The sequence below is a fragment of the Salmonella sp. SAL04214 genome (genome assembly GCF_046550615.1).
GTDB classification, from domain to species: domain Bacteria; phylum Pseudomonadota; class Gammaproteobacteria; order Enterobacterales; family Enterobacteriaceae; genus Salmonella; species Salmonella enterica.
In genome coordinates this window covers 369450-393797 of sequence record NZ_JBGDXT010000001.1, presented here as the reverse complement: position 1 = coordinate 393797, position 24348 = coordinate 369450, and the positions used below count along the sequence as shown (strand labels likewise).

Sequence of the window (24348 nt, the reverse complement as noted above, 5' to 3'; positions counted from 1 at the left end):
AGACAATGTAAGCCGGATAACGCGCGCTCGCCGCCCGGCATATTCACTCAGTATGATGCCTGCCGGCGCTGCCAGATCCACAGCGCCGCAATCGCCAGCGCGAACAGCACGCCAAAGCCGATACCTATCGCCACTGCCGGAACGCCAACCAGCACCGCCAGCGAGTACAGTCCCAGCATTAATAGCATGGCGCTATTCTCGCCCAGATTTTGTACGGCAATGGCATTCCCGGCGCCAACGCTCTTCTTACCGCGCTCCTGGAGCAAAGCGTTGAGCGGCACCACAAAAAAGCCGCCCAGCATACCTATCAACAGCAACAAGGTATAAGCAGGCAGCAATGCGTGCTGTAATGAGAAGATCGCAACCACAACGCCAATCAAAATCCCGGCGGGCATACAGCGCGATACGGTCTCCAGCGTCACCAGTTTTGCCGCCGCGCCCGCGCCGACCACAATGCCTACCGCCACCATGGCGTTCAGGTAAGTCGGCGTGGCGTTATCCGTAATACCCAGCGCCACCGGCACCCACAGCACCAGCAGAAAACGCAGCGTCACGCCTGCGCCCCAGAATAGCCCGGTCCCCACCAGCGAAAACCGCGTTTCACCGTTACGCCAAAGGACAACGCAAGCGCTGAAGAAGCTACGCGTCATCGCCGACAACCGCCAGGATTGCCCTGGACGCGCCGCCACAAGCTTCGGGATAAACAGGTTCGCCGCCACTGCGCCAGCGTAGGCCAACGCGCAGGCAACCAGCGCAGCGATGACATTCCAGTCGGCCAATACGCCGCCCGCGACGGAACCGAGCAAAATCGCCGCAATCGTAGAGGCTTCCATCAGGCCATTGGCTTTCACCAGCTTATCGCCCGTCGTCAGTTCGCCCAGAATACCGTATTTCGCCGGAGAATAAGCCGCCGCGCCAATCCCGACCAACGTATAACCGACAAAAGGATTTATGCCGAGGCAGATACCTACCGCTCCCGCCAGTTTAAGACCATTGGCGACCATCATCACCCGGCCTTTGGCAAAGCTGTCCGCTATCTGGCCGACAAACGGCGCAAAAAGAATGTAAGCGCCCACAAACACCATTTGCAAAACAGGCTGGCTCCAGTCCGGGTAAAACTGAGCTTTCAGCAGTGCCAGCGTCGCAAACAGCAGCGCATTATCGCCAAAAGCCGAGAGAAACTGCGCGACAATCACCGACAGCATCCCTTTCGACCAGATGGAAGTGTTAGTACGTACTGACTCACTCATGATGTTGTTCCGGCGCATCCACCCAACTTTTCAGCGTCACAAAATCGGGTTTCCCGCTGCCAAGCAAGGGAAGCTGTTTCAGATAACGGATATCACGCGGGACGGCAAGTTCCGGAATACCGTGTTCACGGGCATAGTGCTGTAACTTTTCTCGGGTGAGTTCGCTGTCAGTCGTAAACAATACCAGCGCTTCACCTTTGCTGGCATCGCTTTTAATGGCGGTAGCGTGCATTTTGTCCGCCGAAACGCCAAGCGCCAGTTGCTCGACCATCTCCAGCGAGACCATTTCGCCAGCAATTTTCGCAAAGCGTTTCGCGCGCCCCTGAATCTGCACAAAACCATTTTCATCGAAACGTACAATATCGCCCGTGTCGTACCACCCGCGCTCGGTTTCGCCTCTGGCGTTTTCCGCCGACGGCACCTCCAGCACGCCCGGTTTTTCCACGCGCAGATAGCCATTCATGATATTCGGCCCTTTCAGCTGTAGCCGACCGCCGTTTTCAATACCGGGCACCGCCAGCAGACGCGCGTCCATGCCAGGCAGAATGCGGCCAACAGTGCCAGGCTTAGCCGCCATCGGCACGTTAATCGAGACTACTGGCGCGCATTCCGTTACCCCGTAGCCCTCAAGAATGCGCAGACCGAATTTATCCTGCCACAGTTGTTTGGTGCTCTCCTGAAGTTTTTCCGCACCGGCCACCACATAGCGCAGGCGATAAAAATCATACGGATTGGCAAAGCGCGCATAGTTGCCGAGGAAGGTTGACGTACCAAACAGCACGGTACAGTTACGGTCATAGACCAGTTCCGGCACAATGCGATAGTGCAGCGGACTTGGATAAAGAAATACTTCCGCGCCGGTCAACAACGGCGTAAACAGGCCCACCGTCAAACCGAACGAGTGAAAGAGCGGCAGCGCCGACATAAAACGGTCATTGGCGGTGAAATCCGCAATCGTTTTTATCTGCTCGACGTTCGCCAGAATGCTTTTATGGCTGTGCACCACCCCTTTCGGGTGCCCTTCCGAGCCGGAGGTAAAAAGAATGATCGCCGCGTCTTCCGGCTGCTGTTTTATCTGCGCCAGTCGCGGCGCCAGGAGGTGGGCAAAAATCCACAGCTTGTCGGCGGGCGTGACGTCCGCTTTTAAATCTTCCAGGTAAACCCAGCGAACCTGCGTTAGCTGTTCCGGCAGGTGCCACAATTTACCTTTATCGAGGAACTGGCGGGAGGTAAAAATCGTTTTAATTTCCGCCGCGGTAATCGCGCTGGTCAGCCCTTTTACCCCCGCCGTGTAGTTCATCATGGCCGGAATGCGGCGACGAGAAACCGCGCCGAAAATCACCGCCGCGCTGATGGCGGCATTCGGCAGCATTAAACCGATTTTCTCGCCCTCAACGCTGTACTTTTCCAGAATTCGGCCAACAAAAAGCGTCTTGGTCAGTAACTTACGATACGTATCCGGCGTAAAGTTAATGTCCTCAATACAGTTTTTACCCGCGCCGTAACGATATTGCGCCGCCAGCAACGATTCGTATAACGTCTCGCGCGGGCGCACCGCCATACGCGCTTCCATCATGATCTGGTGCAGCATCTCACCCGCTATCTTACGTCTGTCGCGCGCGCGCGGCGCTTCCGGCATCGGTATTTGCGTCGGCGGTAAAATATGAAGCTGAATGCGGGGGAATAAGCGCCGTTTAACCAGACCTTTCAGGCGACTGAAAGGGGTAAGCTCCGCGCCGTCAATACGGAGCGGAATGACGGTTGCGCCCGATTTTGCCGCCACAAAGCCTGCGCCGTCATAAATTTTCATCAGCGAGCCGGTCACGGAAATCCGCCCTTCCGGGAAAATCACCACTGGACGCCCCTGCTCCACCAGACGTACCAGGTGTTTAATGGACATGGGTTTAGTGGGATCGAGCGGTACAAAATCGATCAGCGGCGTTAACCAGCGCATATACCATTGCTGGCTGATGGAGGTATATACCGCAAAGACAGGCCGTACCGGCAAAAACAGCGCCAGTAGCATACCATCGATAAATGAAACGTGATTGGGGGTAATTAAGACCCGGTTCCCCTGTAGCGCCCGGACATCGCCAGTGACGCGCACACGATAAAGCACGCGAAACAGGTTACGGAAAAATCCAAACAGCATTTCAACTCCCTTTGGCCGACAATTCGCTAAAACATGAATTGTGGCAGATTACACGAGTTGCGTAACAGGAGCGATAGCAAAATAGGTTCGAAAAAAAACCTGCGCATCCGCGCAGGTTGGTGCAAGAGACAGGTACGAAGAGCGTACCGAATAATCTCACCAATCAATACCTCTGGGATCTTGATTGTGGGCTTCGCGCGTCTGCATCGCCAGTCCGAAAACGCAAAGGAATAAACGGAAATGCAACGAGTTGTGTAAATTATCCGTTACTGTTACAGGTTCAGGCGAAACAAAAAAAAACCTGCGCATCTCTACGCAGGTTGGTGTAATTCGTGTGATCAACAATGACGTTGATTCCACCTATCAATACCTCTGGGATCACCACTCTATCAACCTGACTCGCTGGCCTGCCAGCAGACAATCGCAACAGCGCTTCGCAAACTGTAACGAAAGATTTGTATTGTCACTTTACAGACGCATTTCTCCCGTGCAGGTCACATTTGCCCGACACGGCGGGGCAAGAGGCTTGAACAGACGTTCATTTTCCGTAAAACTGGCGTAATGTAAGCGTTTACCCACTATAGGTATTATCATGGCGACCATAAAAGATGTAGCCCGACTGGCCGGTGTTTCAGTCGCCACCGTTTCTCGCGTTATTAACGATTCGCCAAAAGCCAGCGAAGCGTCCCGGCTGGCGGTGACCAGCGCAATGGAGTCCCTGAGCTATCACCCTAACGCCAACGCGCGCGCGCTGGCACAGCAGGCAACGGAAACCCTCGGTCTGGTGGTCGGCGACGTTTCCGATCCTTTTTTCGGCGCGATGGTGAAAGCCGTTGAACAGGTGGCGTATCACACCGGCAATTTTTTACTGATTGGCAACGGGTATCATAACGAACAAAAAGAGCGTCAGGCTATTGAACAGTTGATTCGTCATCGTTGCGCAGCGTTAGTGGTGCACGCCAAAATGATTCCGGATGCGGACCTGGCCTCATTAATGAAGCAAATCCCCGGCATGGTGCTGATTAACCGCATTTTACCGGGGTTAGAACACCGCTGTGTCGCGCTGGATGACCGTTACGGGGCATGGCTGGCGACCCGGCATCTGATCCAGCAAGGTCATACGCGTATTGGGTATATCTGTTCCAATCACACTATCTCTGATGCCGAAGATCGCCTGAGGGGCTATTACGATGCGCTGGCGGAAAGCCATATCCCGGCTAACGATCGGCTGGTGACGTTCGGCGAACCGGATGAAAGCGGCGGCGAGCAGGCGATGACTGAGTTATTAGGTCGCGGCAGAAATTTTACCGCAGTGGCCTGCTATAACGACTCGATGGCGGCTGGCGCGATGGGAGTATTAAATGATAATGGCGTGGGGGTGCCGGGCGAAGTATCGCTCATCGGTTTTGATGATGTACTGGTCTCACGCTATGTGCGTCCCCGACTGACCACCATTCGGTATCCGATCGTCACTATGGCGACACAGGCGGCGGAGCTGGCATTAGCGCTGGCAGGGAAATGCCCTACGCCGGAAGTGACCCATGTATTTAGTCCGACACTGGTACGCCGACATTCGGTATCCACGCCGACGGATACCGGGCACCTGTCGACAACCGATTAATCAGGGTAGCATGATGGCGACAATGCTGGATGTTTCCCGCCATGCGGGCGTATCAAAGGCCACCGTCTCACGAGTGCTGAATGGGACGGGGCAGGTAAAAGAAAGCACGCGCCAGAAAGTGTTTACGGCGATGCAGGCTCTGGGCTATCGCCCCAACCTGCTGGCACGCTCGCTGGCGAATCGCACCAGCAACAGCATCGGTCTGGTCGTCTCTACGTTTGACGGCTTCTATTTCGGCAGTTTGTTGCGCCGGGCGTCGCGCCAGGCGGAGTCTCATAACAAGCAGTTGATCGTCACCGATGGTCACGATACGCCGGAACGAGAGCAGAAAGCCGTACAAATGTTGGCCGACAGACAGTGCGACGCTATTATTCTTTACACTCGCTATATGGATGAGCCGGCGATTTTGTCGTTGATTGACGCCACGGAAATGCCGCTGGTGATTATTAATCGCAACGTCACTCAGGCCCGCGATCGCGCTATTTTCTTCGAGCAGGAGACGGCGGCATTCCAGGCGGTGGAATATCTGATTACGCAGGGCCATCGCGATATCGCCTGTATTACGCTGCCTGTTCATACTCCCACTGGCACATCACGCGTAGCGGGTTATCGCAAGGCGCTGGAAAAGTATGGTATTCCCTGGCAACCGGCAAAAGTGAAATACGGCGATTACACGCTGACGCGCGGCTATGACGCCTGCCGGGAATTACTGGAGGAAGGCGTCACGTTTAGCGCGCTATTCGCCTGTAATGATGACACGGCGCTGGGCGCGGCAAAAGCGCTGCGCCAGGCCGGATTACGCATCCCGCAGGATGTGTCGCTGTTTGGTTTTGACGATGCGCCGGGCGCAACCTGGCTTGAACCGGGGCTTTCAACAGTCTATTTACCCATCGAGGATATGATAGCCACCGCGATCGATCAGGCCGTTCGTCTGGCGAACAGCGAGCCGGTCGCCCCGATCCCACCCTTTACCGGCACGCTGATTCTGCGCGAGTCCGTCGCCGCGGGCCCGTTTTTTCAACGTCCGGCCTAATGATGCGCTTCAGAGCATCTCCAGCGCTAACAGCTCCTCAATGGTCTGACGACGGCGGATCAGCCGCGCCTGTCCATTGTCAAACAGTACTTCCGGCAGGAGCGGGCGGCTGTTGTAATTCGATGACATAGACGCGCCGTACGCGCCGGTATCGTGCAATACGAGGTAATCGCCGGGGATGACCGCAGGTAAGGCGCGTGTTTCAACCATTCCCCCTTCCTGCTGCGTAAAAACATCGCCTGATTCGCATAGCGGCCCGGCGACCACCGTCTCGACCCACGGGCCATTTTCAAGCGCGCGACCATCCGCCGCCAGCGCCGAAATACGGTGATAGCTACCGTACATCGCCGGGCGCATCAGATCGTTAAAACCCGCATCTACCAGCACGAAATGGCGGCTTCCCATCTGTTTTACGCTACGCACCTGCGTTACCAGCACGCCCGATTGCGCCACCAGAAAACGTCCGGGTTCGATCTCAAGTTTGACCGCATGTCCCAGATGGCGGGCGATTTGCTCGCGCGCCGCGTTCCACAGGCCATAGTAATGGCGCGTATCAACGGGCTCTTCTCCCTCACGATAAGGTATCGAGAGTCCGCCGCCTGCCGAAATCGCCTCCACATCCTGACCACATTCCAGCACCTGGCGTACCATCGCGCCGCAAACCTGCTCCAGATGGCCATAATCGACGCCGGAACCAATGTGCATATGGATACCGACAAGTTTCAGTCGGTATTTCTGCATTACCGCCAGCGCCGCCGGAAGATCGCTATGCCAGATGCCGTGTTTGCTGTTTTCGCCCCCGGTGTTGGTTTTCTGGCTGTGGCCGTGACCAAAGCCAGGATTCACGCGCAACCAGACGCGATGCCCAGGCGAAACCTGACCAAGCTGCGTCAGCATATCTACCGAACCGGCATTGACCGGAATATGCAGTTCACTGACGCGCGCCAGCGTGGCGGCGTCAATCACATCGGCGGTAAAAACGATATCATCAGGGCACGTTTGCGGATCGTAGCCCGCCGCCAGCGCACGTTCGATCTCTCCCAATGAAACAGAATCCACCTTGACACCCTGCGCGCGCATTAAGCGCAGGATATGAATGTTCGAACAGGCTTTTTGCGCAAAACGCACGACGTCAAACTGCTGCAGGGCGGCTATCTGACGGCGAATAATGTGCGCGTCATAGACCCAGACCGGACAGCCGAATTCAGCAGGCAATCTGAGCAAATTTTCAGCGTTAAGGTCAGTTTCAGCGTGATAATGCGGCAATGACATAACAAACTCCGGAACAGGCTTTTTAACGATTACGCCATACCTTAGAAAGAATAAAAAATATCGTTTTATTGTCAGTCTATGCAAAAATGATATGGGATAAATGATTCAGGGAAACGTATGGCTGCCGTTAATTTACGTCACATTGAAATTTTTCATGCCGTAATGACCGCCGGAAATCTCACCGAAGCGGCGCGGCTGCTGCATACCTCGCAGCCTACCGTCAGTCGCGAGCTGGCGCGTTTTGAGAAAGTGCTGGGATTAACGCTGTTTGAGCGCACACGCGGGCGCTTACATCCGACGGTGCAAGGGCTACGCCTGTTCGAAGAGGTACAACGCTCCTGGTATGGGTTGGATCGCATCGTCAGCGCGGCGGAAAGTCTGCGCGAGTTCCGTCAGGGCGAACTCTCTATCGCCTGCCTGCCGGTCTTTTCACAATCCTTTTTGCCGCCGCTACTACCGCCTTTTCTGGCGCGTTATCCGGATGTCAGCCTGAATATTGTGCCGCAGGAGTCGCCGTTGCTGGAAGAGTGGCTCTCCGCTCAGCGCCACGATTTAGGGCTGACGGAGACGCTTCATGCCCCGGCAGGAACAACCCGTACCGAGTTACTAACGCTAAATGAAGTGTGCGTACTGCCCTGCGACCATCCGCTTGCCGCCAAAACGGTACTGACGCCAGACGATTTTCAGGGGGAAAACTTTATCAGCCTCTCCCGCCTGGACAGCTATCGACAGTTGTTGGATACGTTATTTGCCGAACATCAGGTGAAACGCAGAATGGTGGTGGAAACGCATAGCGCGGCCTCCGTCTGCGCGATGGTGCGCGCCGGGGCGGGCGTTTCGATCGTTAACCCGCTGACCGCGCTGGACTATGCCGCCAGCGGCGTCACCGTTCGCCGCTTCAGCATTGACGTGCCCTTTACCGTCAGCCTGATTCGCCCGCTACACCGCCCCGCCTCCGCGCTGGTTGACGCCTTCAGTAAGCATTTACAAACGCATCTTTCGCGCCTGGTCGAACCGCTGGAGGTTATTCTGGGGCCGATGACGAAAGCATAAAGCTCACGGCATCTGCGGCATGAATTGCCGTGGTATCGAAAACCGGTAGCGCGCTTTGCGTCTGGGGAACAAGCAAACCTATTTCAGTGCAGCCAAAAATAACGCCCTGCGCGCCTTGCGCAGCCAGTTGTTCGATAACCTGTAAATAATAGTGGCGCGACGCGTCAGTGAATGTCCCCTGACAGAGCTCGTCAAAAATGACCTGATTGATACGCGCCCGATCGTCCGCCTCCGGCACGATGGTCTCAATCGCAAATTGCTGTTCCAGCCGCCCGCGATAAAAATCCTGCTCCATCGTATAGCGGGTCCCTAATAGCGCCACGCGATGCAACCCCTGACGGGCGATAGCTCGCCCGGTAGCATCCGCGATGTGTAGGAAAGGCAGCGAACAACGAGATTCAATAATGTGCGCGATTTTATGCATGGTGTTGGTACACAGCACAATGCCTTCTGCGCCCGCCTGCTGTAACCCCTGCGCGGCCTGCGCCAGGATATCGCCCGCTTTATCCCACTCGCCGCGGCGTTGACATACTTCAATATCGTGGAAATCTACGCTATGCAGCAGTAAGCTCGCCGAGTGCAGGCCTCCCAGCTGCTGTTTAATGCCTTCATTGATTAAACGGTAATAAGGGATAGTCGATTCCCAGCTCATACCACCCAACAGTCCGATCGTTTTCACTGCGCTCTCCTTTTTGTAAAGCATTATGGCAGTGAAGCAAACTTACACATCCGTTTCCAGTCTATTTTTCATCATGCCGGATAACAGGCGTCATCCGGCATGGGAGGGGGGATTACACGCCAATATTTCTTAGCTTCTCGCCCGCCATTAGCTTGCGTTCGATATGCTCCAGGGTGACATTTTTGGTTTCCGGAATCAGCCAGAAAGTGATGCCGATAAAAGCGATATTCAGCGCGGTGTAGAGCCAGAATGTACCTGCCGCGCCAATGCTGTCCAACAGTGTCAGGAATGTCGCGCCGATGATCATGTTCGATACCCAGTTTGTCGTGGTTGAACAGGTAATGCCAAAATCACGGCATTTCAGCGGCTGGATTTCCGAACACAGTATCCACACCACCGGAGCGGCGCTCATCGCGTAACCGGCGATACACATCATCGTCATCCCAACGGAAAGCCAGGAGAGGCCGCTTGATGCCGTACCGTTATCAAACTGCATCAGGCAGTAGCCCAACACCAATGTCCCTAACGCCATTACGCTGAAACCGATTTTTAACGCCGGTTTACGCCCGGCCTTATCGACCGTAAAGACGGCGATAAACGTCGCGAACATAAAGGTCAGCCCGACCACCAGCGTGGCGATCATTTGCTGTTCCGTGGTGGTAAAGCCGGCCATTTTAAAAATGCGCGGCGCATAGTACATAATGATGTTCATGCCGGTGAACTGCTGCATTGCCTGTAGCAACATACCGAGGAACACGGCGCGGCGAACATTGCGGTTAGCTTTAAATAATGCCCACCCGCCCTGCTTGAGTTTGAGGCTTTCCCGAATTTCATTCAGTTCATCACGGGCTTTTTCCGAGGTATCGCGCAGCATACGCAGCACCTCTTCCGCTTCAATATGGCGACCTTTTTGCGCGAGCCAACGCGGACTATTCGGCAGGAATACCACGAGAATAATGAGCAACACCGCAGGCAGCGCCAGCACGCCCAACATCGCGCGCCAGTTGCCGCTGTAGCTGAATGCCGTATCGGATAAAAAAGCCAGCACAATGCCTAACGTCACCATCAGTTGATACATACTGATCATTTTGCCGCGAACATTTTCACTTGCCATTTCAGAGAGATAAAGCGGCGCGGTATAGGACGCAATCCCTACTGCTACGCCCAGTATCACGCGGGCGCCAATCAATACCTCCACGCTGGAAGCAAACGCCGACCCCAGCGAGCCGAGCACGAACAAAATCGCGCCAGCCATCAGGCTATACTTACGCCCCAGCCGGAATGAAAGCCAGCCGTTAAATAATGCGCCAATTGCCGCGCCAAGCATCATACTGCTGACGACCCATTCCTGCAGCCGGCTGGTCAGCACGAAATGGTCGGTAATAAAAGGCAGCGCCCCGGCGATAACGCCGATATCCAGACCAAATAACAGTCCCGCTACCGCTGCAGAAACCGAAACAAACATATTCATACGTCGTGTGTCGCGAAGCGAACGCGGCGTTAAAGCAGAGTCATGATTAATAGAGACCATATTTTCCTGCCACAACAGAGTAAGACATAGCCTGAAAGTACGGGATACTCTTCCTCAAGTGTCAGGCTGGAAACGGCATAAATATGGATTAAATGGCTACGCTATAGCGATATGTGATGGATATTACACTTTTTAAATTTAACGCCGTTGCCGGGTATTTTTTTAAACCACCAATATTTCAATAAGTTAAACCATTGATCATAGCTATTATTTAACAGTATATGGATTAAGTTAAACCCACAATATGGACTATGCTAATGAGATCATAAAAAAACCCTGTACGAGGACAGGGCTTTATCAGTTTTTTCGGCCAAAGAGTCGATTTTTCCAGAAACGCATTTGTCAGTAGCGGATTAACGCGCCAGCCAACCGCCATCTACCGCTATGGTATAGCCATTAATATAATCAGCGGCGCTGGATGCCAAGAAGACTACCGGCCCCATTAAATCGCCCGGTAGCCCCCAACGTCCAGCCGGAATACGGTCGAGAATTTCGGCGCTACGTTGTGCATCAGCGCGCAATTGCTGGGTATTATTCGTGGACATATAGCCCGGCGCGATGGCGTTTACATTGATATTGTGTTTCGCCCACTCGTTCGCCATCAGACGCGTTATTCCCATTACGCCGCTTTTCGACGCGGTATAAGACGGAACGCGAATGCCGCCCTGGAAGGAAAGCATAGACGCGATATTAATAATTTTGCCGCCGTTGCCCTGGGCAATAAAATGTTTTGCCGCCGCCTGAGACATAAAGAACACGCTCTTGATGTTCAGGTTCATAACGTCATCCCAGTCTTTTTCCGTGAAATCAATCGCATCTTCACGACGGATCAAACCCGCGTTATTCACCAGAATATCAATATGACCGTATTCCGTCACCGCCCGTTCCAGTAGCGCCGGAATGCCCTCGATTTGACGCAGATCGGCTGTCAGGCTTAAAAAACGACGTCCCAGAGCGGTGACGCGCGCAATAGTTTCCGTCGGTTCAACAATGTTAATACCGACAATGTCACAGCCCGCTTCCGCCAGCCCTAACGCCATCCCCTGCCCCAATCCGGTATCGCACCCCGTCACAACCGCGACTTTACCTTCAAGAGAAAATGCATTCAAAATCATTGTTAATCCTTATTTTTGTCATGCCTGTCACGCACAGGCGTTATCACCGGTCGCGACTAGCGCAGATCTTGTACCGCAACGTGATCCATGTCATCGAAGACCTGATTTTCTCCCACCATGCCCCAAATAAACGTATAGGCTTTGGTGCCAACGCCGGAATGTATTGACCAGCTTGGGGAAATAACCGCCTGTTCATTACGCATCACAATATGACGGGTTTCCTGAGGCTGCCCCATCATATGGAAAACGCAACTGTCTTCTTCCATATTGAAATAGAGGTACACTTCCATACGGCGCTCATGGGTATGGCATGGCATGGTGTTCCATAGATTGCCGGGCGCCAGTTCGGTGAGTCCCATACTGAGCTGACAGGTTTCCAGTACATCCGGTACGAAGTATTTATTGATAGTGCGACGGTTACTGGTGAGGTTATCGCCTAAGGTGACGGGCGCAACGTCGGCAGGCGACACTTTTTTCGTCGGATAAGCGGTATGCGCTGGCGCGCAGTTGTAATAAAACTTCGCCGGTCTGCTCGCCTCATTGCTGACGAAGACCAGCTCTTTCGCCCCTTTACCAATATACAGAGCATCACGATGACCAATGTCATGGCGCTGCCCGTCAACGATAATGGCGCCCGCGCCGCCAATATTAATGACGCCCAGCTCGCGGCGGTCCAGTAACCGGGAAACGCCAAGCTGTTTACCCACCTCTCCGCCGATTTCAACGGGATGGCTGACGGGCATAATGCCGCCGACAATAATACGGTCGATATGGCTGTAGACCATCGTATATTCATCAGCGACAAAAATATTTTCTATTAAAAACTCGCGTCGCAGCGCCTGGGTGTCCAGCGTTTTAGCGTGCTCGCTATGGATACTTTGCCTTACGTCCACTTTTCCCTCCAATGATAAATCGATCGCAACGGCATAAAATTCAAAACACTGTTTTGATTTATTTAACGGCATCATAGTCGCCTGGATAAAGGTTTTCAACAATAAATAAAACAACGTTTCATTTATATGGTTGGTTATTTTTAAAACTGCTGTAGCGATCACGATCGGCGCCAAAACTTACGCACTTGTCTGATTTTCAGACATGTGCGCCAGGTGCTGTATGCGGTTACTCAGATAAAAATTGGAGCTTGTTTTAGAACGAGGTCTGATGTGCGAATTGAATTAAAAGCGGTATGCGTCTGCAATGCCCGACGCGGCAAAACGTTCTGTGCTATAACGAAAAAGGGGGTTCTGTCACTGGCTTTGCCCTCGTGATAGAGGGCTTTTTATGACGGAATACTGAAGCAGAAAAAGGATGGCTGGCGCAGGATCAATCGCGTTCAATGGTTAAAGCAACGCCCTGGCCACCACCGATACACAGCGTCGCCAGGCCTTTACGCGCGTCGCGTTTAACCATTTCGTGCACCAGTGAAACCAGAATTCGACAGCCGGAAGCGCCAATAGGATGCCCCAGCGCAATCGCGCCGCCATTAACGTTTACCCGTCGCTCATCCCATTCCAGCATTTTTCCTACCGACAACGCCTGGGCGGCAAACGCTTCGTTGGCTTCGATAAGGTCGACCTCCGTCAATTGCCAGCCGGCACGCTCCAGACAGCGCCGGGTAGCATATACCGGCGCAATCCCCATTAGCGCAGGATCGACGCCGACGCTGGCAAACGCGCGGATGCGCGCCAGCACCGGCAGCCCCAGCGCCCGGGCTTTCGTCTCGCTCATCATCATCACCGCGGCGGCGCCATCGTTGATTGAGGAGGCATTACCCGCCGTCACCGAACCTAAACTATCAAACGCCGGATGCAGCAGGGCTAACCCCTCCGCACTGGCGTCAGCCCGCGGTTGTTCATCCGTATCGACAATTGCGGTCTGCCCATTACGTTGCGTGACGATGGGGACAATCTCATCTTTAAAACGCCCGGTATCAATCGCGGCCCTGGCTTTTTGCTGCGAACTGAGCGCATAAGCATCCTGTAACTCGCGGCTGATGCCATATTCCCGCGCCAGGTTTTCTGCCGTCACGCCAATGTGATAATCGTTGAAGGCATCCCATAAGCCATCATGTACCAGACTATCCACCAGATTGTCGGCATCAGGCAACGCGCCGGTACGGCTGTCATTGAGGACATGCGGCGCACGGCTCATATTCTCCTGCCCGCCCGCAATAACAATGTCCGCTTCGCCGCACTGAATAGCCTGCGTCGCCAGGTGCAACGCTTTTAAACCGGAACCACAAACGTCATTAATGGTAATGGCGGAAACGGTAGTCGGCAGCCCTCCTTTGATGGCTGACTGGCGCGCCGGATTCTGCCCGGCGCCAGCCGTCAGTACCTGACCGAGGATGACCTCATCGATAGCATTAGCGTCCACGCCGGTGCGCTCAATTAACGCTTTTACGACCATACTCCCCAGCTCGACGGCGGAATGACGGGCCAGCGTTCCCTGAAAACAGCCGATGGGTGTCCGTAAAGCCCCCACTATCACAACCTCTTTCATTACCACCTCAGCGCAAAATGACACCGCCATAGTAGAGCATTGTTAAAATTAGTTATCTTGATTGTTTAAAAAAAGTGAGTTTTATCACAAAGGAAATGACACTGATTTGACGGTGACGCAGCTTATTTCTGCTGCAAATGGTAGCGAAGCCAGTTCCCCGCCGTTCCGGGCGGCGTCTTCTTGTTCCACAGCAAATCAATAGCAATCGCCCTCGGCCAGCCAGGAACATCCAGCTGCGCCAGCGGTTTTTCCGCCGCAAACTCTTCCACCAGCGCGCAGGGCAATACGCACCAGCCAAATCCCTGAACCGCCATGCTCAACAGTAATAAATAGTTTGGCGCTGACCAGGCCGGGCCGCGCGTAATGTTGGCGTTAGATTCAAGGTAGGTATTCAGACGCAGCTCGCGCCAGGTATGCAGTTGTTCCCATTGCAGGTTCGTCTGCGACGCCAACGGATGCGTGGTCGCCACATAAACCCCCATCCAGCTTTGAACAGGCAGACGCGTCGCGCCAATGTCTGTGGGATAGTCATCACGCGCTTCAATCAGGCCTATCTGGGCACGCCCTTTTTGCAGCAGGTCGATGACATCATCATTTTCTCCGATCAAGCATTCAAACTCGGTATGCGGAAATTGACGATCAAACTGCGCCATTAACTCTTCCAGGCTGTCAGGGTGCAGGGTATCAGAGAGGACGAACGTGAGTCTTGCCTCCGTCTCGCCGGATAACGTCAGCGCCACCTCATCCAGACGGTCGCTCGCCGATAAAATAGCCTGAACATAGCTAAGCACCCGTTTTCCTTCTTCGGTCAGAACGGGCTGGCGCGAAGATCGATCAAATAATGAAAATCCCAGATCCGCCTCCAGATGCGCAATGGCGGTACTAATGGTGGACTGGCTTTTACGCAGGCGGCGCGCCGCCGCAGAAAATGAACCGCAAGAGACGGTCTCAACAAATGCCATTAACGCTTCAGGTGAGTAACGCATAACCTATCTACTTTATCGATGGATGTTATCTTTTAGGTATCACATTAAACGATAAAATAGCGGAAATTTCTTTATTTTGATTAAGAGTAAGGTTTTTTCGTTTATGCAACATGACGCCATACAACGTCGCTCGCTGCCGGAGCGTATTTTCCATGCTGTCTGTTTTGAAGGTATTGCGACTGCGATACTGGCGCCAACGACCGCCTGGCTAATGCAGCGCTCGGTGCTGGAGATGGGCGGCCTGACGATATTGCTGGCAACGACGGCCATGATCTGGAATATCATTTATAACGCTCTGTTTGATCGACTGTGGCCTGCGCATCAGGTGAGACGAACCGCCAAAGTGCGCGCACTCCATGCGTTAGGATTTGAAAGTGGGTTTATTGTCATTGGCGTGAGTATTGTCGCCTGGGTACTGAATGTCAGCCTGCTACAAGCCTTCACCCTGGAAATTGGTTTCTTCCTGTTCTTTTTGCCGTACACGATGCTGTACAACTGGGCATACGATGTTTTACGCCAGCGAATAGTGACCCGCCGCCAACAGCGCGTTAGTGCATGATATTGCTCTTTTTTGCCGGGATCGCAACGCTCCCGGCCCCCCTCCTCCACGACATCCATCTGCTTAAAACGCCCCCAACTGACGCTATTTATGGTAAATTGCGCTTCTTTTTGTGTGTTTTATAGTTGATAAATTCAAATAATGTCTAAAATTTGGTCAAAAGATGAGACTCTCTGGAGTTTTGCATTATACGGAACGGCTGTAGGCGCAGGCACTCTTTTCCTTCCCATCCAGTTGGGATCGGCAGGCGCAATCGTGCTATTTATTACCGCGCTGGTCGCCTGGCCTCTGACATACTGGCCGCATAAGGCGCTGTGTCAGTTTATTCTTTCCTCAAAGACTTCTGCCGGTGAGGGAATTACTGGCGCCGTTACTCATTATTACGGCAAGAAAATCGGCAGTATTATTACCACGCTTTATTTCATTGCGTTTTTTGTCGTGGTATTAATTTATGCTGTGGCGATTACCAATTCCCTGACAGAGCAATTAGCGAAGCATATTCAGATAGATATTCGCATCCGGATGGCAGTTAGCTTCGGCGTAGTACTTATCCTGAATATGATTTTCTTAATGGGAAGACATGCCACTCTTCGCGTAATGGGCTTTTTAGTCTTTCCACTTATCGCTTACTTCTTGTTCCTTTCGCTCTACTTAACCGGAAGCTGGCAACCCTCGTTACTGACCGGGCAGATGTCTTTGGATAGTCACACGTTGCACCAGGTATGGATTTCTATTCCGGTGATGGTTTTTGCTTTTAGCCATACGCCCATTATTTCGACGTTTGCCATCGACAGACGGGAAAATTTTGGTGAGCAGGCCATGGATAAATGCAGAAAGATCATGAAGGTCGCCTACCTGATTATCTGCCTGAGCGTGCTATTCTTTGTCTTTAGCTGCCTGCTCTCCATTCCGCCGTCATACATTGAAGACGCGCGCAACGAAGGCGTTACCATCCTTTCCGCGCTCTCGATGATGCCCAATGCGCCGGCCTGGCTCTCTATTTCCGGTATTATCGTTGCCGTCGTGGCCATGTCGAAATCTTTCCTCGGCACCTATTTCGGCGTCATCGAGGGCGCAACCGAAATGGTAAGAACCACCCTACAGCAGGTTGGCGTGAAAAAAAGCCGGGCGTTCAATCGCGCGCTGTCTATCATGCTGGTCTCCGGGATTACGTTTATTATTTGCTGTATTAACCCGAATGCCATCTCTATGATTTATGCTATTAGCGGCCCGCTCATTGCGATGATTCTGTTTATTATGCCCACGTTGTCAACGTACCTGATACCGGCATTGAAACCCTACCGTTCAGTAGGCAATTTCATTACGTTGGTCGTCGGTTTACTTTGCGTATCGGTGATGTTTTTCGGCTAAAGTAAAAGATAGCCGGGATATAACTCCCGGCTATTTTATATAAGAATCCAGCACCTTTAATATTACGTCCAGATCTTCTTCACGTCTGGCTTCATCACTCTGATGAACGATATGCTCGGTCAGATGCCCTTTAATCACCTCACGCATTAAGCCATTTACCGCGCCGCGAATCGCCGCGATCTGTTGTAACACGGCCGCGCATTCATGCGGTTCATCCAGCATTTTTTTTAGCGCTATCACCTGTCCCTGAATCTTGCTGGTTCTGGCTTTAAGCTTTTGTTTGTCCCGGATGGTATGTGACATTGCAACACCTCACTAACATTAACGAATACAAATTATAGCATTACGATGTTACTGGGGGGTAGTATTCCATACTGGGGGGGAGTAGAATAACGCCCACATAAAACAACTAAGAATCATTCTCATGGGTGAATTTTCGACACTTCTTCAGCAAGGAAACGGCTGGTTCTTCATTCCCAGCGCCATTTTATTAGGTATTTTGCACGGGCTTGAACCAGGGCACTCCAAAACTATGATGGCGGCTTTTATTATTGCCATTAAAGGTACGGTTAAACAGGCCGTCATGCTCGGTCTGGCAGCAACGCTTTCTCATACCGCGATCGTCTGGTTAATCGCTCTGGGTGGGATGTATCTTAGCCGGGCATTCACCGCACAATCAGTGGAACCATGGCTGCAGTTAATTTCTGCGATTATTATTCTGAGCACCGCGTGCTGGATGTTCTGGCGGACATGGCGAGGCGAGCAGCAGTGGCTGGCGGGAAACCATCATCACGACCACGACCACGACCACGACCACGACCACGACCATCATGGTCACATACATCCGGAAGGCGCAACGTCAAAAGCGTATCAGGATGCCCATGAACGCGCCCATGCTGCCGATATTCAACGCCGTTTTGATGGTCAAACAGTGACTAATGGACAGATCCTGCTGTTCGGCCTGACCGGAGGGCTTATCCCCTGTCCGGCTGCGATCACCGTTTTACTGATTTGTATCCAGCTTAAAGCGTTTACGCTGGGCGCCACGATGGTACTGAGCTTTAGTCTTGGCCTGGCATTAACGCTGGTGACGGTAGGCGTTGGCGCGGCGATAAGCGTTCAACAGGCAGCAAAGCGCTGGAGTGGTTTTTCGACGCTTGCCCGGCGGGCGCCCTATTTTTCGAGCATTCTGATTGGTCTGGTCGGCGTGTATATGGGAATTCATGGCTATACCGGGATCATGCAGTAAATATGTAACGCTTCTGCTCAGGCCGTATCATTCACGTCGGGTTTCATTCCAGAAGCGTTTTTACTTATCAAACGGTATGAAAGGCCATACATTCAGCGTCCCGCCTGAATAATGATCTGTGTTTTACTTCACGACACCACAGGCAAAACATGCCCCACCGCCACCGGGTTTAGCCGGCGTTTCAGGGTTTCTGGATAGGGTCGCCGGAGGCGGGTTATTGCGGAGCGATAAACGGAGTTCGCTGCAGTGATTTACAAAACCGGGTACCAAACAGCAGTTCCCGTAATCGGTTCCGCATTCCCAGCTTCACCAGTAACCGGTATTTGTCCTGCCAGATTTGCTTCTCCTGCGTATTCAGCCTTCCACACAACGCTGACAACCTTCCCCGTCCACGGTAAACTTCCTGAAGCAAGCGTAACTGGGCCAGGCTCACTCCACATGCCAGTATCTCCCGGTGCATCAACTGGTCCATATAGTTCATCAACCGCTTCGGATTGTTAAATATCGGCGGCACTTCCAGAAAGCCCGTCACCGGAGCCGGAGATAACAAAAAGGCGTCCAGCCCTCCTGTCCTGCGCAGGCGTGCGCCCCCGGCCCACTGTTCATCCCGCCGCCACCGAATAAGTATCTCCGCCAGTTCCTGCTCCAGCAGCGCCGGGATGCCGCCGTATACCTTCAGTACCACCCGGTCGCTGAAAAACAGCTCATCGCTGATAATCATAACCGGGTAGTCCGGCAGTATCTGCCTCAGGGAATAGAACAAAAAGAGATGTTCACGGGGACGCAGACACAGTATCAGTATGGCCTCCGGTTTCCGACGTAATTGCTGCAACAGAACAGGCAGCCTGTATGCGGTTTCACAGTTGCAGCCCGGCAGAAATCTTCGGACCAGGTGTGCCACGGCGATCGTCACCGGCCAGCAGTCACCGTAAACGATAATCTGCCGGGCCGGCATCCGGTTATGTTCCGTCATCCTCATCCTCCTTCTTTTTCAGGATCTTTCCCGCATTTCTGTTACTGCACAGCCGGTTCCACAGTTCATTTGCCATCGACCTGTCACCATTACCGACCCGGCGTTTTGATACCAGCGGCGGTCCGGCTTTTTCACGGCGCGTGGACGGGGTGGGACTGTCAAGAACCCGGATAACATAAATCTCATAGCGTCGTGCTTTATTGGGCAGGGTCTGGTGACGGCAGATGCTGACCACCCGCGATGTTTTGCTTCGCAGATAGGCAATCAGGTAGCTGGCCCGTCTGGCCGTGATGTGAAACGCCTCTGCTATCTGGTTACGCTGAACCCAGTTCTGCTGCAACAGGCACCAGTGTGCCACGATGATATACAGGGGCTCGCCGGCATACTGGCGGACACTTACCGGAATAAAACAGGCATCATGGTTGGTCTGTCCGGGATAATGAATATCGTTACCTGAAAAAACTATCTTCCCTTTTGATTTATCAGAAGACATGCAAACTCTCCGTTTTTTTTAGTGAAAAAGACCGAGAAGAAAAAAATAATCATAAAGATAAATTTATAGCTATTTTTTAATTAACTATCAGGAAATGGTATTTAATCCTGCTAATTGTAAGTAACAATCACTGTCATTGCGGCTGAAAAAGCACCTGTTTTAATTACCGCACCGGGTATAGCTTCGACCTTTGCTTTATACTGTTTTATAATTCTGCCACCGGCACCGTTATCAAGATGGATAGATCCCATATCTGTTTTCACATTAAATTTAACTGGTGTGTTATTATCCACATCCATTACCGACAGTCTGAAGCCATTGTTTTCTTGTTTATTATTCTTAAGAATCACGGTGCTGTCAGCATCTGCCAGTGTCAGACCGTTGGTCCTGAACTCTATAGCCAGTGGGGCGACGAACGGGATCTGCGTTCCGACATTCTGTTGTGCTGTAACGGTGAAAGGTACTTCCCTGGGCACCAGGGTTTCCTTATATTCCGTATAAAAACGCCCCATATTGATGGTATTAGAAGGAGAGATAATAACCTTGCCTGAGTTGTCAGGAATAAACCTGAGATTAAACGCAGAAACAGTTAAAGGTCTGAATGGAACAGTCGGTGGTTCAACAGACAGTCCGGGTTGTGACGGGCTATAGGGATATATATTAATTTTACTTCCCGGAATGTTTATGTCCAAAAAATTATTATTGAAAACCTGTTCGACAAAAATATGTACTGTAATCGTTCCGCTCCGGTTATATGTTTTTTGCGCTTCCATACGTTGCCCGAATGCTTTTGAACTGGACCAGCCTGAAAACCCTGCCTGTATATCCCTCCACGTAAATGTCACGGGAGTCAAGCTCCCTTCCTGAACAACGATATCCATTCCAAGACCGCGATCTTTTAGCGCAGTGGCTACCTGTCTCATATCGGAAAGCGAAACTGCTGTAGAGTAAACAAGTGAATTAAAACTGCTCCATGTTGTAGTACAGGTATAACTTATGGGAACAGTAATCTTCTGCAGTTCCTGCCCTTGTAAATATTGTCCTCCCTTCAGACTGATATTCTGAATATTTACATTTCCATTGGCATCACATTTTGACCAGTCATAGTTTGCCCTCGCAGAATCACAGACAGCAAAGAAAAGAAACACACCTGACAGTATCAGTGATTTCATATTGAATAATCGTCCTGTCATGATGTCGCCCCTGCGTCCTTAAACGCGCAGTTCAGGGCATCGCAGGCGTAGCGGTTCATCTGCAGTCCACCATAATCATCAATATACCCCACCCACAGCGTCCGGGTTTCTGCTGGCAGAACAGCCTTTAAAGGCAGGCTCCCCAGGGGCGGCACCATCACGCCCTCGCGGAAACCGCTGAGCCTGTGGCTACGGTCTGCTCCCAGCCACGCCACAGTGATGTAGTACGGCGTCGGGTTTCTGAGGGTCAGATGTCCCGCATTTCGCTCAGCAGTCAGCTTTCTTTCCGGCTGGTCACTGCTGCTTCTGATAATGGCTTTCGGACGGTAAAACAGTTTCAGCTGGCTCTGCATGGCCAGCTGCAGGACGTTGTCGTCTTCCGACTTCGGGGGAACGCCCCGCACGTTAAACCAGAACAGTGTTTCCCTGTCCTGAGGGAGCTTATCTGTCAGCCCGCGAACCTGGGTGATGCGGACCTGGGATTTCTGTCCGGCATCAATACGCTGCAGCGGCGGCAGCGCCATCAGCGCATCGGTTCTCACCCCGTCAGCATCCGTCACCCAGGACTGCGCCAGGAACGGCGTGGTTTTGTCATCGTTATTCAGCGTGATGGCCACCGTTTTCTGCGGCGCATCCATGATAATACGGGTCCGGTCGACATTGACGGCCGCCGGGCTGCACTGGCTCCATGCTGCCGCCAGTGCGAGTAAAATCACACGGCTTCTTCTGCTGTTTTTCACCTGTTTTCTCCGTTAGTCCTGCTCTGTGACAGGGATATTTTTATCTGCAGGGCAGTAACAGCGGCCCCCGGCTGAGTGTCACCGTTTCCGGCAGGGTGAGTCTGCACTGCACCCGGCCATCCCAGGACACGTTCAGGGTCCGGCGGTCTTCCCCGCTGAGTCCGGTCAGGTAAGCCAGACCGTCATCTCCGACCATCCCCGCGGTTCTGCCGGTTTTCCCGGACACCACCAGGGCGCCAAACGGCGGACTTGCGCCATCAGCCAGCCGGATATGACCGAGCACCGGCTCCCCCTGGCTGGCGTCAATCTTCCGGTAGCCCACCGCGCCCTCCGTCAGCACCTGGCTAATGACGGAGCTGTTGACGTCCACGTCCTCCGGCAGGGCGGCCACATCAACCGAAATATCGCTGCGCCGATAGCTGCTGCCGGCGCTTACCACGCCCACCCCGAAGCGGTTGGTCACCCCGCTGTTGCCGTTCACCGGCACACCGGCCACGTCTCCGGTATCTATCATCATGCGAGGCTCATTCCCGGCCATCGACTGGCTGAAGGCGGCGCCGTGGGCGGTGGCGGTCACCGAGCCGTACCAGCTCAGGCCCAGGCTGCGGTACTGTCCGGGCTGCAGGGTGGCGTCCGCTGCCGCCTGACCCCACGGCAGACGGCTCTGCACGCTGCCGCTAAAGCTGCTGTTACTGCCGGTGTCATAGCGGTTATGACCGGCGCTGATGTTCCATGTGGTATCCGGGTTATGGAAATCGCTGTAATTCACGGTCTGCTGCAGGCCGCCCCGGTTATCCTTCTGCACGCTGTAGCTCACCTGGCGGCTGTCGCCCCACGGGATACTGATGGTGGCGTAGACCTGGTTCTGGCTCCCCCCGCCGGTGTACTGGTTACGGGCAAACGACACCGAGGCCGAGAGCCCCTGAAGGTCGCCGAGACTGAACACTTTGTTGAAGCTGAGCATGTAGTTATTGTTGGACTGCGCATTCCAGTAATTGAGCCGGCTTACCGAGAGGGCCGCGCTCATATTGAGTACCGGAACGGACTGGCTGTAAGTCACGGTGTAGCTTTGTTTTTCATGCCATGCATCGCCGCCGTCGGTGGCCCGACGCTGCAGGTACTCCGGCATGGACAGAAAATGGCGGTCCGAGAAGCGGTATCCGACGAACGCCAGGGTACTGCCGGTTTTATCAAACGTTTTGGCATAGTTGATACGGTAGCTGTAACCGGACTGCTTCTTCCCATGCGGCAACCGCGCATCTGAGCGGGTGACGTCCGCAGACAGAGCGCCCAGCAGCCCCATATTCTGGCCGATCCCGAGCGCCGCGGACTGGTAGTCGCCGGTGGAGGCAATGAGGCCGCCATACAGCGACGTGTTGTTAAATGCTCCCCAGGTGGCCTCCCCGAGCAGAAAGTCAGGGCTGACCATGCTGTTGTTATGCGTCCCGCCGTACAGCGGACGTCCGGCGGCCACCTTATAGCGAACCTGTCCCTGGCGTGCCATAAAGGGGACGCTGGCCGTGTTGACCTGCCAGGTCCGGACGCTACCGTCGCTTTCCCGGACGCTGACATCCAGGTTGCCGCTGATATTCTGGCTCAGGTCGGGAAGCTCAAAAGGCCCCGGCGACACCCGGGTCTGGTAAAGAATGCGGCCATTCTGGCTGACGGTAACCTGTGCATTACTGTTCGCAATGCCGCTGATTTTCGGGGCATACCCCTGAAGAGAGGGCGGTAGCATGCGCTCATCGCTGGCCAAAGTGAGCCCGGCAAAGCGGAAGGAGTCAAAAATAGCGGAGCTGAGGTACGTCTGTCCGAGCGTCAGTTTTGAGCGCAGTGCTGGCAGGGCACGGAACAGATACGTCTGCGGCAGATAAAAATCGGACTGTGATGCGCCCCGCCCACTGTCAAAACGGCTGTACTGATAATCGCTCCGCAACCGCCAGGCGCCGAGATTAAACCCGGCGGTGCCGTAGAGGCTGTAGCTGGTAGAGGTCTCCCCCTGCTGCGGCATATAGCGGTTGGCCATCAGGCTGTAATCGAGCAGGCCGGCGGTGACGCCGTCGCTCCAGCGTGAAGGGGGCACCCAGTCCGGGTCCTGATAACGCATCCAGGCCTGGGGGATAATGAAGGTCAGACGCTGATTTTCAGCGCTGTACCGTACCTGACTGTCAGCGGAGCGCAGCTCAAGGCATTGCCCGTTCGGGATACCGGTAACGGGTTTCAGGCCATGAATAATCTTATCCTTAAGACCCAGCATGGCCACCATGTCTGTTGTCACACAGATGACGGCCGCGTCGCGTCCGGCCACCGGTACAACTCTGACCGGATACTGTTCCCGTACCGGCTGGTCATTGAGCCAGATATCGAGAATATAGTTACCGGGCGCCACATACCCCTCGCGGCTGAAGGCCGTGAGGTCCACGTTAGACAGGTTCCCGCTGTCCAGCAGGCTGGCATTGAACTCCGTGGCCTGCGACTTCAGGACGGAAAATGTCAGGGTAATCAGAATGGCAAGCCGGGTAATTTTCATGGCATGGCGCTTTCGTGTTGTCGTCCGTGTAACAGACAGCCCGCAG

General features: G+C 53.5%; 21 protein-coding genes. 6 read left to right on the top strand and 15 right to left on the bottom strand.

The window, feature by feature from the left end; translation table 11 throughout:
• Positions 1 to 47 precede the first annotated feature (47 nt).
• Positions 48 to 1250 carry a lysophospholipid transporter LplT gene (lplT, locus tag ACLJQD_RS01950; protein WP_017441102.1) on the bottom strand — a complete coding sequence of 401 codons (1203 nt, stop codon included), beginning with the start codon at positions 1248 to 1250 and terminating at the stop codon, positions 48 to 50.
• On the bottom strand, positions 1243 to 3402 hold the full coding sequence (aas, locus tag ACLJQD_RS01945) for a bifunctional acyl-ACP--phospholipid O-acyltransferase/long-chain-fatty-acid--ACP ligase (RefSeq protein ID WP_017441101.1): 2160 nt from the start codon (positions 3400 to 3402) through the stop codon (positions 1243 to 1245). Before aas ends, lplT begins: the two co-directional genes overlap by 8 nt.
• Before the next feature lie 592 nt (positions 3403 to 3994).
• Between aas and galR the strand changes: the two genes are divergently transcribed.
• Together galR and ACLJQD_RS01935 are read left to right on the top strand one after the other, a co-directional pair.
• On the top strand, positions 3995 to 5023 hold the full coding sequence (gene galR / locus ACLJQD_RS01940) for an HTH-type transcriptional regulator GalR (protein ID WP_000201030.1): 1029 nt from the start codon (positions 3995 to 3997) through the stop codon (positions 5021 to 5023).
• A 10-nt stretch (positions 5024 to 5033) separates the two neighbouring features.
• Positions 5034 to 6056, top strand: coding sequence for a LacI family DNA-binding transcriptional regulator (locus tag ACLJQD_RS01935; RefSeq protein ID WP_000968355.1), 1023 nt, complete (start codon positions 5034 to 5036; stop codon positions 6054 to 6056).
• Between the two features lie 9 nt (positions 6057 to 6065).
• Here ACLJQD_RS01935 and lysA read toward each other — a convergent pair whose 3' ends face one another.
• A complete protein-coding gene (gene lysA, locus ACLJQD_RS01930) occupies positions 6066 to 7328 on the bottom strand; it encodes a diaminopimelate decarboxylase (RefSeq protein WP_000056587.1) in 1263 nt (420 codons plus the stop codon).
• Positions 7329 to 7445: 117 nt separating this feature from the next.
• On the opposite strand from lysA, the gene ACLJQD_RS01925 reads away from it, so the two are divergent.
• Positions 7446 to 8381 carry a LysR family transcriptional regulator gene (locus ACLJQD_RS01925; protein WP_000741798.1) on the top strand — a complete coding sequence of 312 codons (936 nt, stop codon included), beginning with the start codon at positions 7446 to 7448 and terminating at the stop codon, positions 8379 to 8381.
• Here ACLJQD_RS01925 and ACLJQD_RS01920 read toward each other — a convergent pair.
• From ACLJQD_RS01920 to ACLJQD_RS01895, 6 genes are all read right to left on the bottom strand, one after another.
• Positions 8353 to 9060, bottom strand: a complete 708-nt coding sequence (locus ACLJQD_RS01920; RefSeq protein WP_000848629.1) for an aspartate/glutamate racemase — start codon at positions 9058 to 9060, stop codon at positions 8353 to 8355. The genes ACLJQD_RS01925 and ACLJQD_RS01920 overlap by 29 nt on opposite strands.
• Positions 9061 to 9172: 112 nt before the next feature.
• Positions 9173 to 10591 (bottom strand): arabinose-proton symporter AraE, encoded by a 1419-nt coding sequence (gene araE, locus ACLJQD_RS01915; protein WP_000253650.1) that lies wholly within the window; start codon positions 10589 to 10591, stop codon positions 9173 to 9175.
• Between the two features lie 353 nt (positions 10592 to 10944).
• The gene (kduD, locus tag ACLJQD_RS01910) at positions 10945 to 11706 is read right to left on the bottom strand and encodes a 2-dehydro-3-deoxy-D-gluconate 5-dehydrogenase KduD (protein WP_017441100.1); all 762 of its coding nucleotides are present in this window, start codon (positions 11704 to 11706) and stop codon (positions 10945 to 10947) included.
• A gap of 56 nt (positions 11707 to 11762) precedes the next feature.
• Positions 11763 to 12599 (bottom strand): 5-dehydro-4-deoxy-D-glucuronate isomerase, encoded by an 837-nt coding sequence (kduI, locus tag ACLJQD_RS01905; protein WP_000383270.1) that lies wholly within the window; start codon positions 12597 to 12599, stop codon positions 11763 to 11765.
• Positions 12600 to 13029: 430 nt separating this feature from the next.
• A complete protein-coding gene (locus ACLJQD_RS01900; RefSeq protein ID WP_000665984.1) occupies positions 13030 to 14208 on the bottom strand; it encodes an acetyl-CoA C-acetyltransferase in 1179 nt (392 codons plus the stop codon).
• Between the two features lie 122 nt (positions 14209 to 14330).
• Complete coding sequence (locus tag ACLJQD_RS01895) at positions 14331 to 15194, bottom strand: LysR family transcriptional regulator (protein WP_001270773.1); 864 nt, start codon at positions 15192 to 15194, stop codon at positions 14331 to 14333.
• A gap of 103 nt (positions 15195 to 15297) precedes the next feature.
• Between ACLJQD_RS01895 and ACLJQD_RS01890 the strand changes: the two genes are divergently transcribed.
• Both ACLJQD_RS01890 and ACLJQD_RS01885 read left to right on the top strand, forming a co-directional pair.
• Positions 15298 to 15753, top strand: a complete 456-nt coding sequence (locus tag ACLJQD_RS01890) for a multidrug/biocide efflux PACE transporter (RefSeq protein WP_001519547.1) — start codon at positions 15298 to 15300, stop codon at positions 15751 to 15753.
• Positions 15754 to 15894: 141 nt separating this feature from the next.
• On the top strand, positions 15895 to 17124 hold the full coding sequence (locus ACLJQD_RS01885) for an amino acid permease (RefSeq protein ID WP_017441098.1): 1230 nt from the start codon (positions 15895 to 15897) through the stop codon (positions 17122 to 17124).
• Positions 17125 to 17154: 30 nt separating this feature from the next.
• On the opposite strand, the gene rcnR is transcribed toward ACLJQD_RS01885, so the two are convergent.
• Positions 17155 to 17427: a Ni(II)/Co(II)-binding transcriptional repressor RcnR gene (gene rcnR, locus ACLJQD_RS01880; protein WP_000019953.1), complete on the bottom strand. Its 273-nt coding sequence runs from the start codon at positions 17425 to 17427 to the stop codon at positions 17155 to 17157.
• A 121-nt stretch (positions 17428 to 17548) separates the two neighbouring features.
• On the opposite strand from rcnR, the gene ACLJQD_RS01875 reads away from it, so the two are divergent.
• The gene (locus tag ACLJQD_RS01875; RefSeq protein WP_000503695.1) at positions 17549 to 18373 is read left to right on the top strand and encodes a nickel/cobalt efflux protein RcnA; all 825 of its coding nucleotides are present in this window, start codon (positions 17549 to 17551) and stop codon (positions 18371 to 18373) included.
• A gap of 214 nt (positions 18374 to 18587) precedes the next feature.
• On the opposite strand, the gene ACLJQD_RS01870 is transcribed toward ACLJQD_RS01875, so the two are convergent.
• The 5 genes from ACLJQD_RS01870 to stdB all read right to left on the bottom strand — a co-directional run bounded on the left by ACLJQD_RS01870 (position 18588) and on the right by stdB (position 24302).
• On the bottom strand, positions 18588 to 19346 hold the full coding sequence (locus ACLJQD_RS01870; RefSeq protein WP_017441097.1) for a transcriptional regulator: 759 nt from the start codon (positions 19344 to 19346) through the stop codon (positions 18588 to 18590).
• Positions 19333 to 19839 carry a CaiF/GrlA family transcriptional regulator gene (locus ACLJQD_RS01865; protein WP_000093332.1) on the bottom strand — a complete coding sequence of 169 codons (507 nt, stop codon included), beginning with the start codon at positions 19837 to 19839 and terminating at the stop codon, positions 19333 to 19335. Before ACLJQD_RS01865 ends, ACLJQD_RS01870 begins: the two co-directional genes overlap by 14 nt.
• Positions 19840 to 19949: 110 nt before the next feature.
• Complete coding sequence (locus ACLJQD_RS01860) at positions 19950 to 21032, bottom strand: fimbrial protein (RefSeq protein WP_000147767.1); 1083 nt, start codon at positions 21030 to 21032, stop codon at positions 19950 to 19952.
• Entirely contained in the window at positions 21029 to 21772 is a 744-nt protein-coding gene (gene stdC / locus ACLJQD_RS01855) for a fimbrial biogenesis chaperone StdC (protein ID WP_017441096.1), read from the bottom strand. The genes ACLJQD_RS01860 and stdC overlap by 4 nt, the downstream gene beginning before the upstream one ends.
• Positions 21773 to 21812: 40 nt before the next feature.
• The gene (gene stdB / locus ACLJQD_RS01850) at positions 21813 to 24302 is read right to left on the bottom strand and encodes a fimbrial outer membrane usher protein StdB (protein WP_017441095.1); all 2490 of its coding nucleotides are present in this window, start codon (positions 24300 to 24302) and stop codon (positions 21813 to 21815) included.
• Positions 24303 to 24348 lie beyond the last annotated feature (46 nt).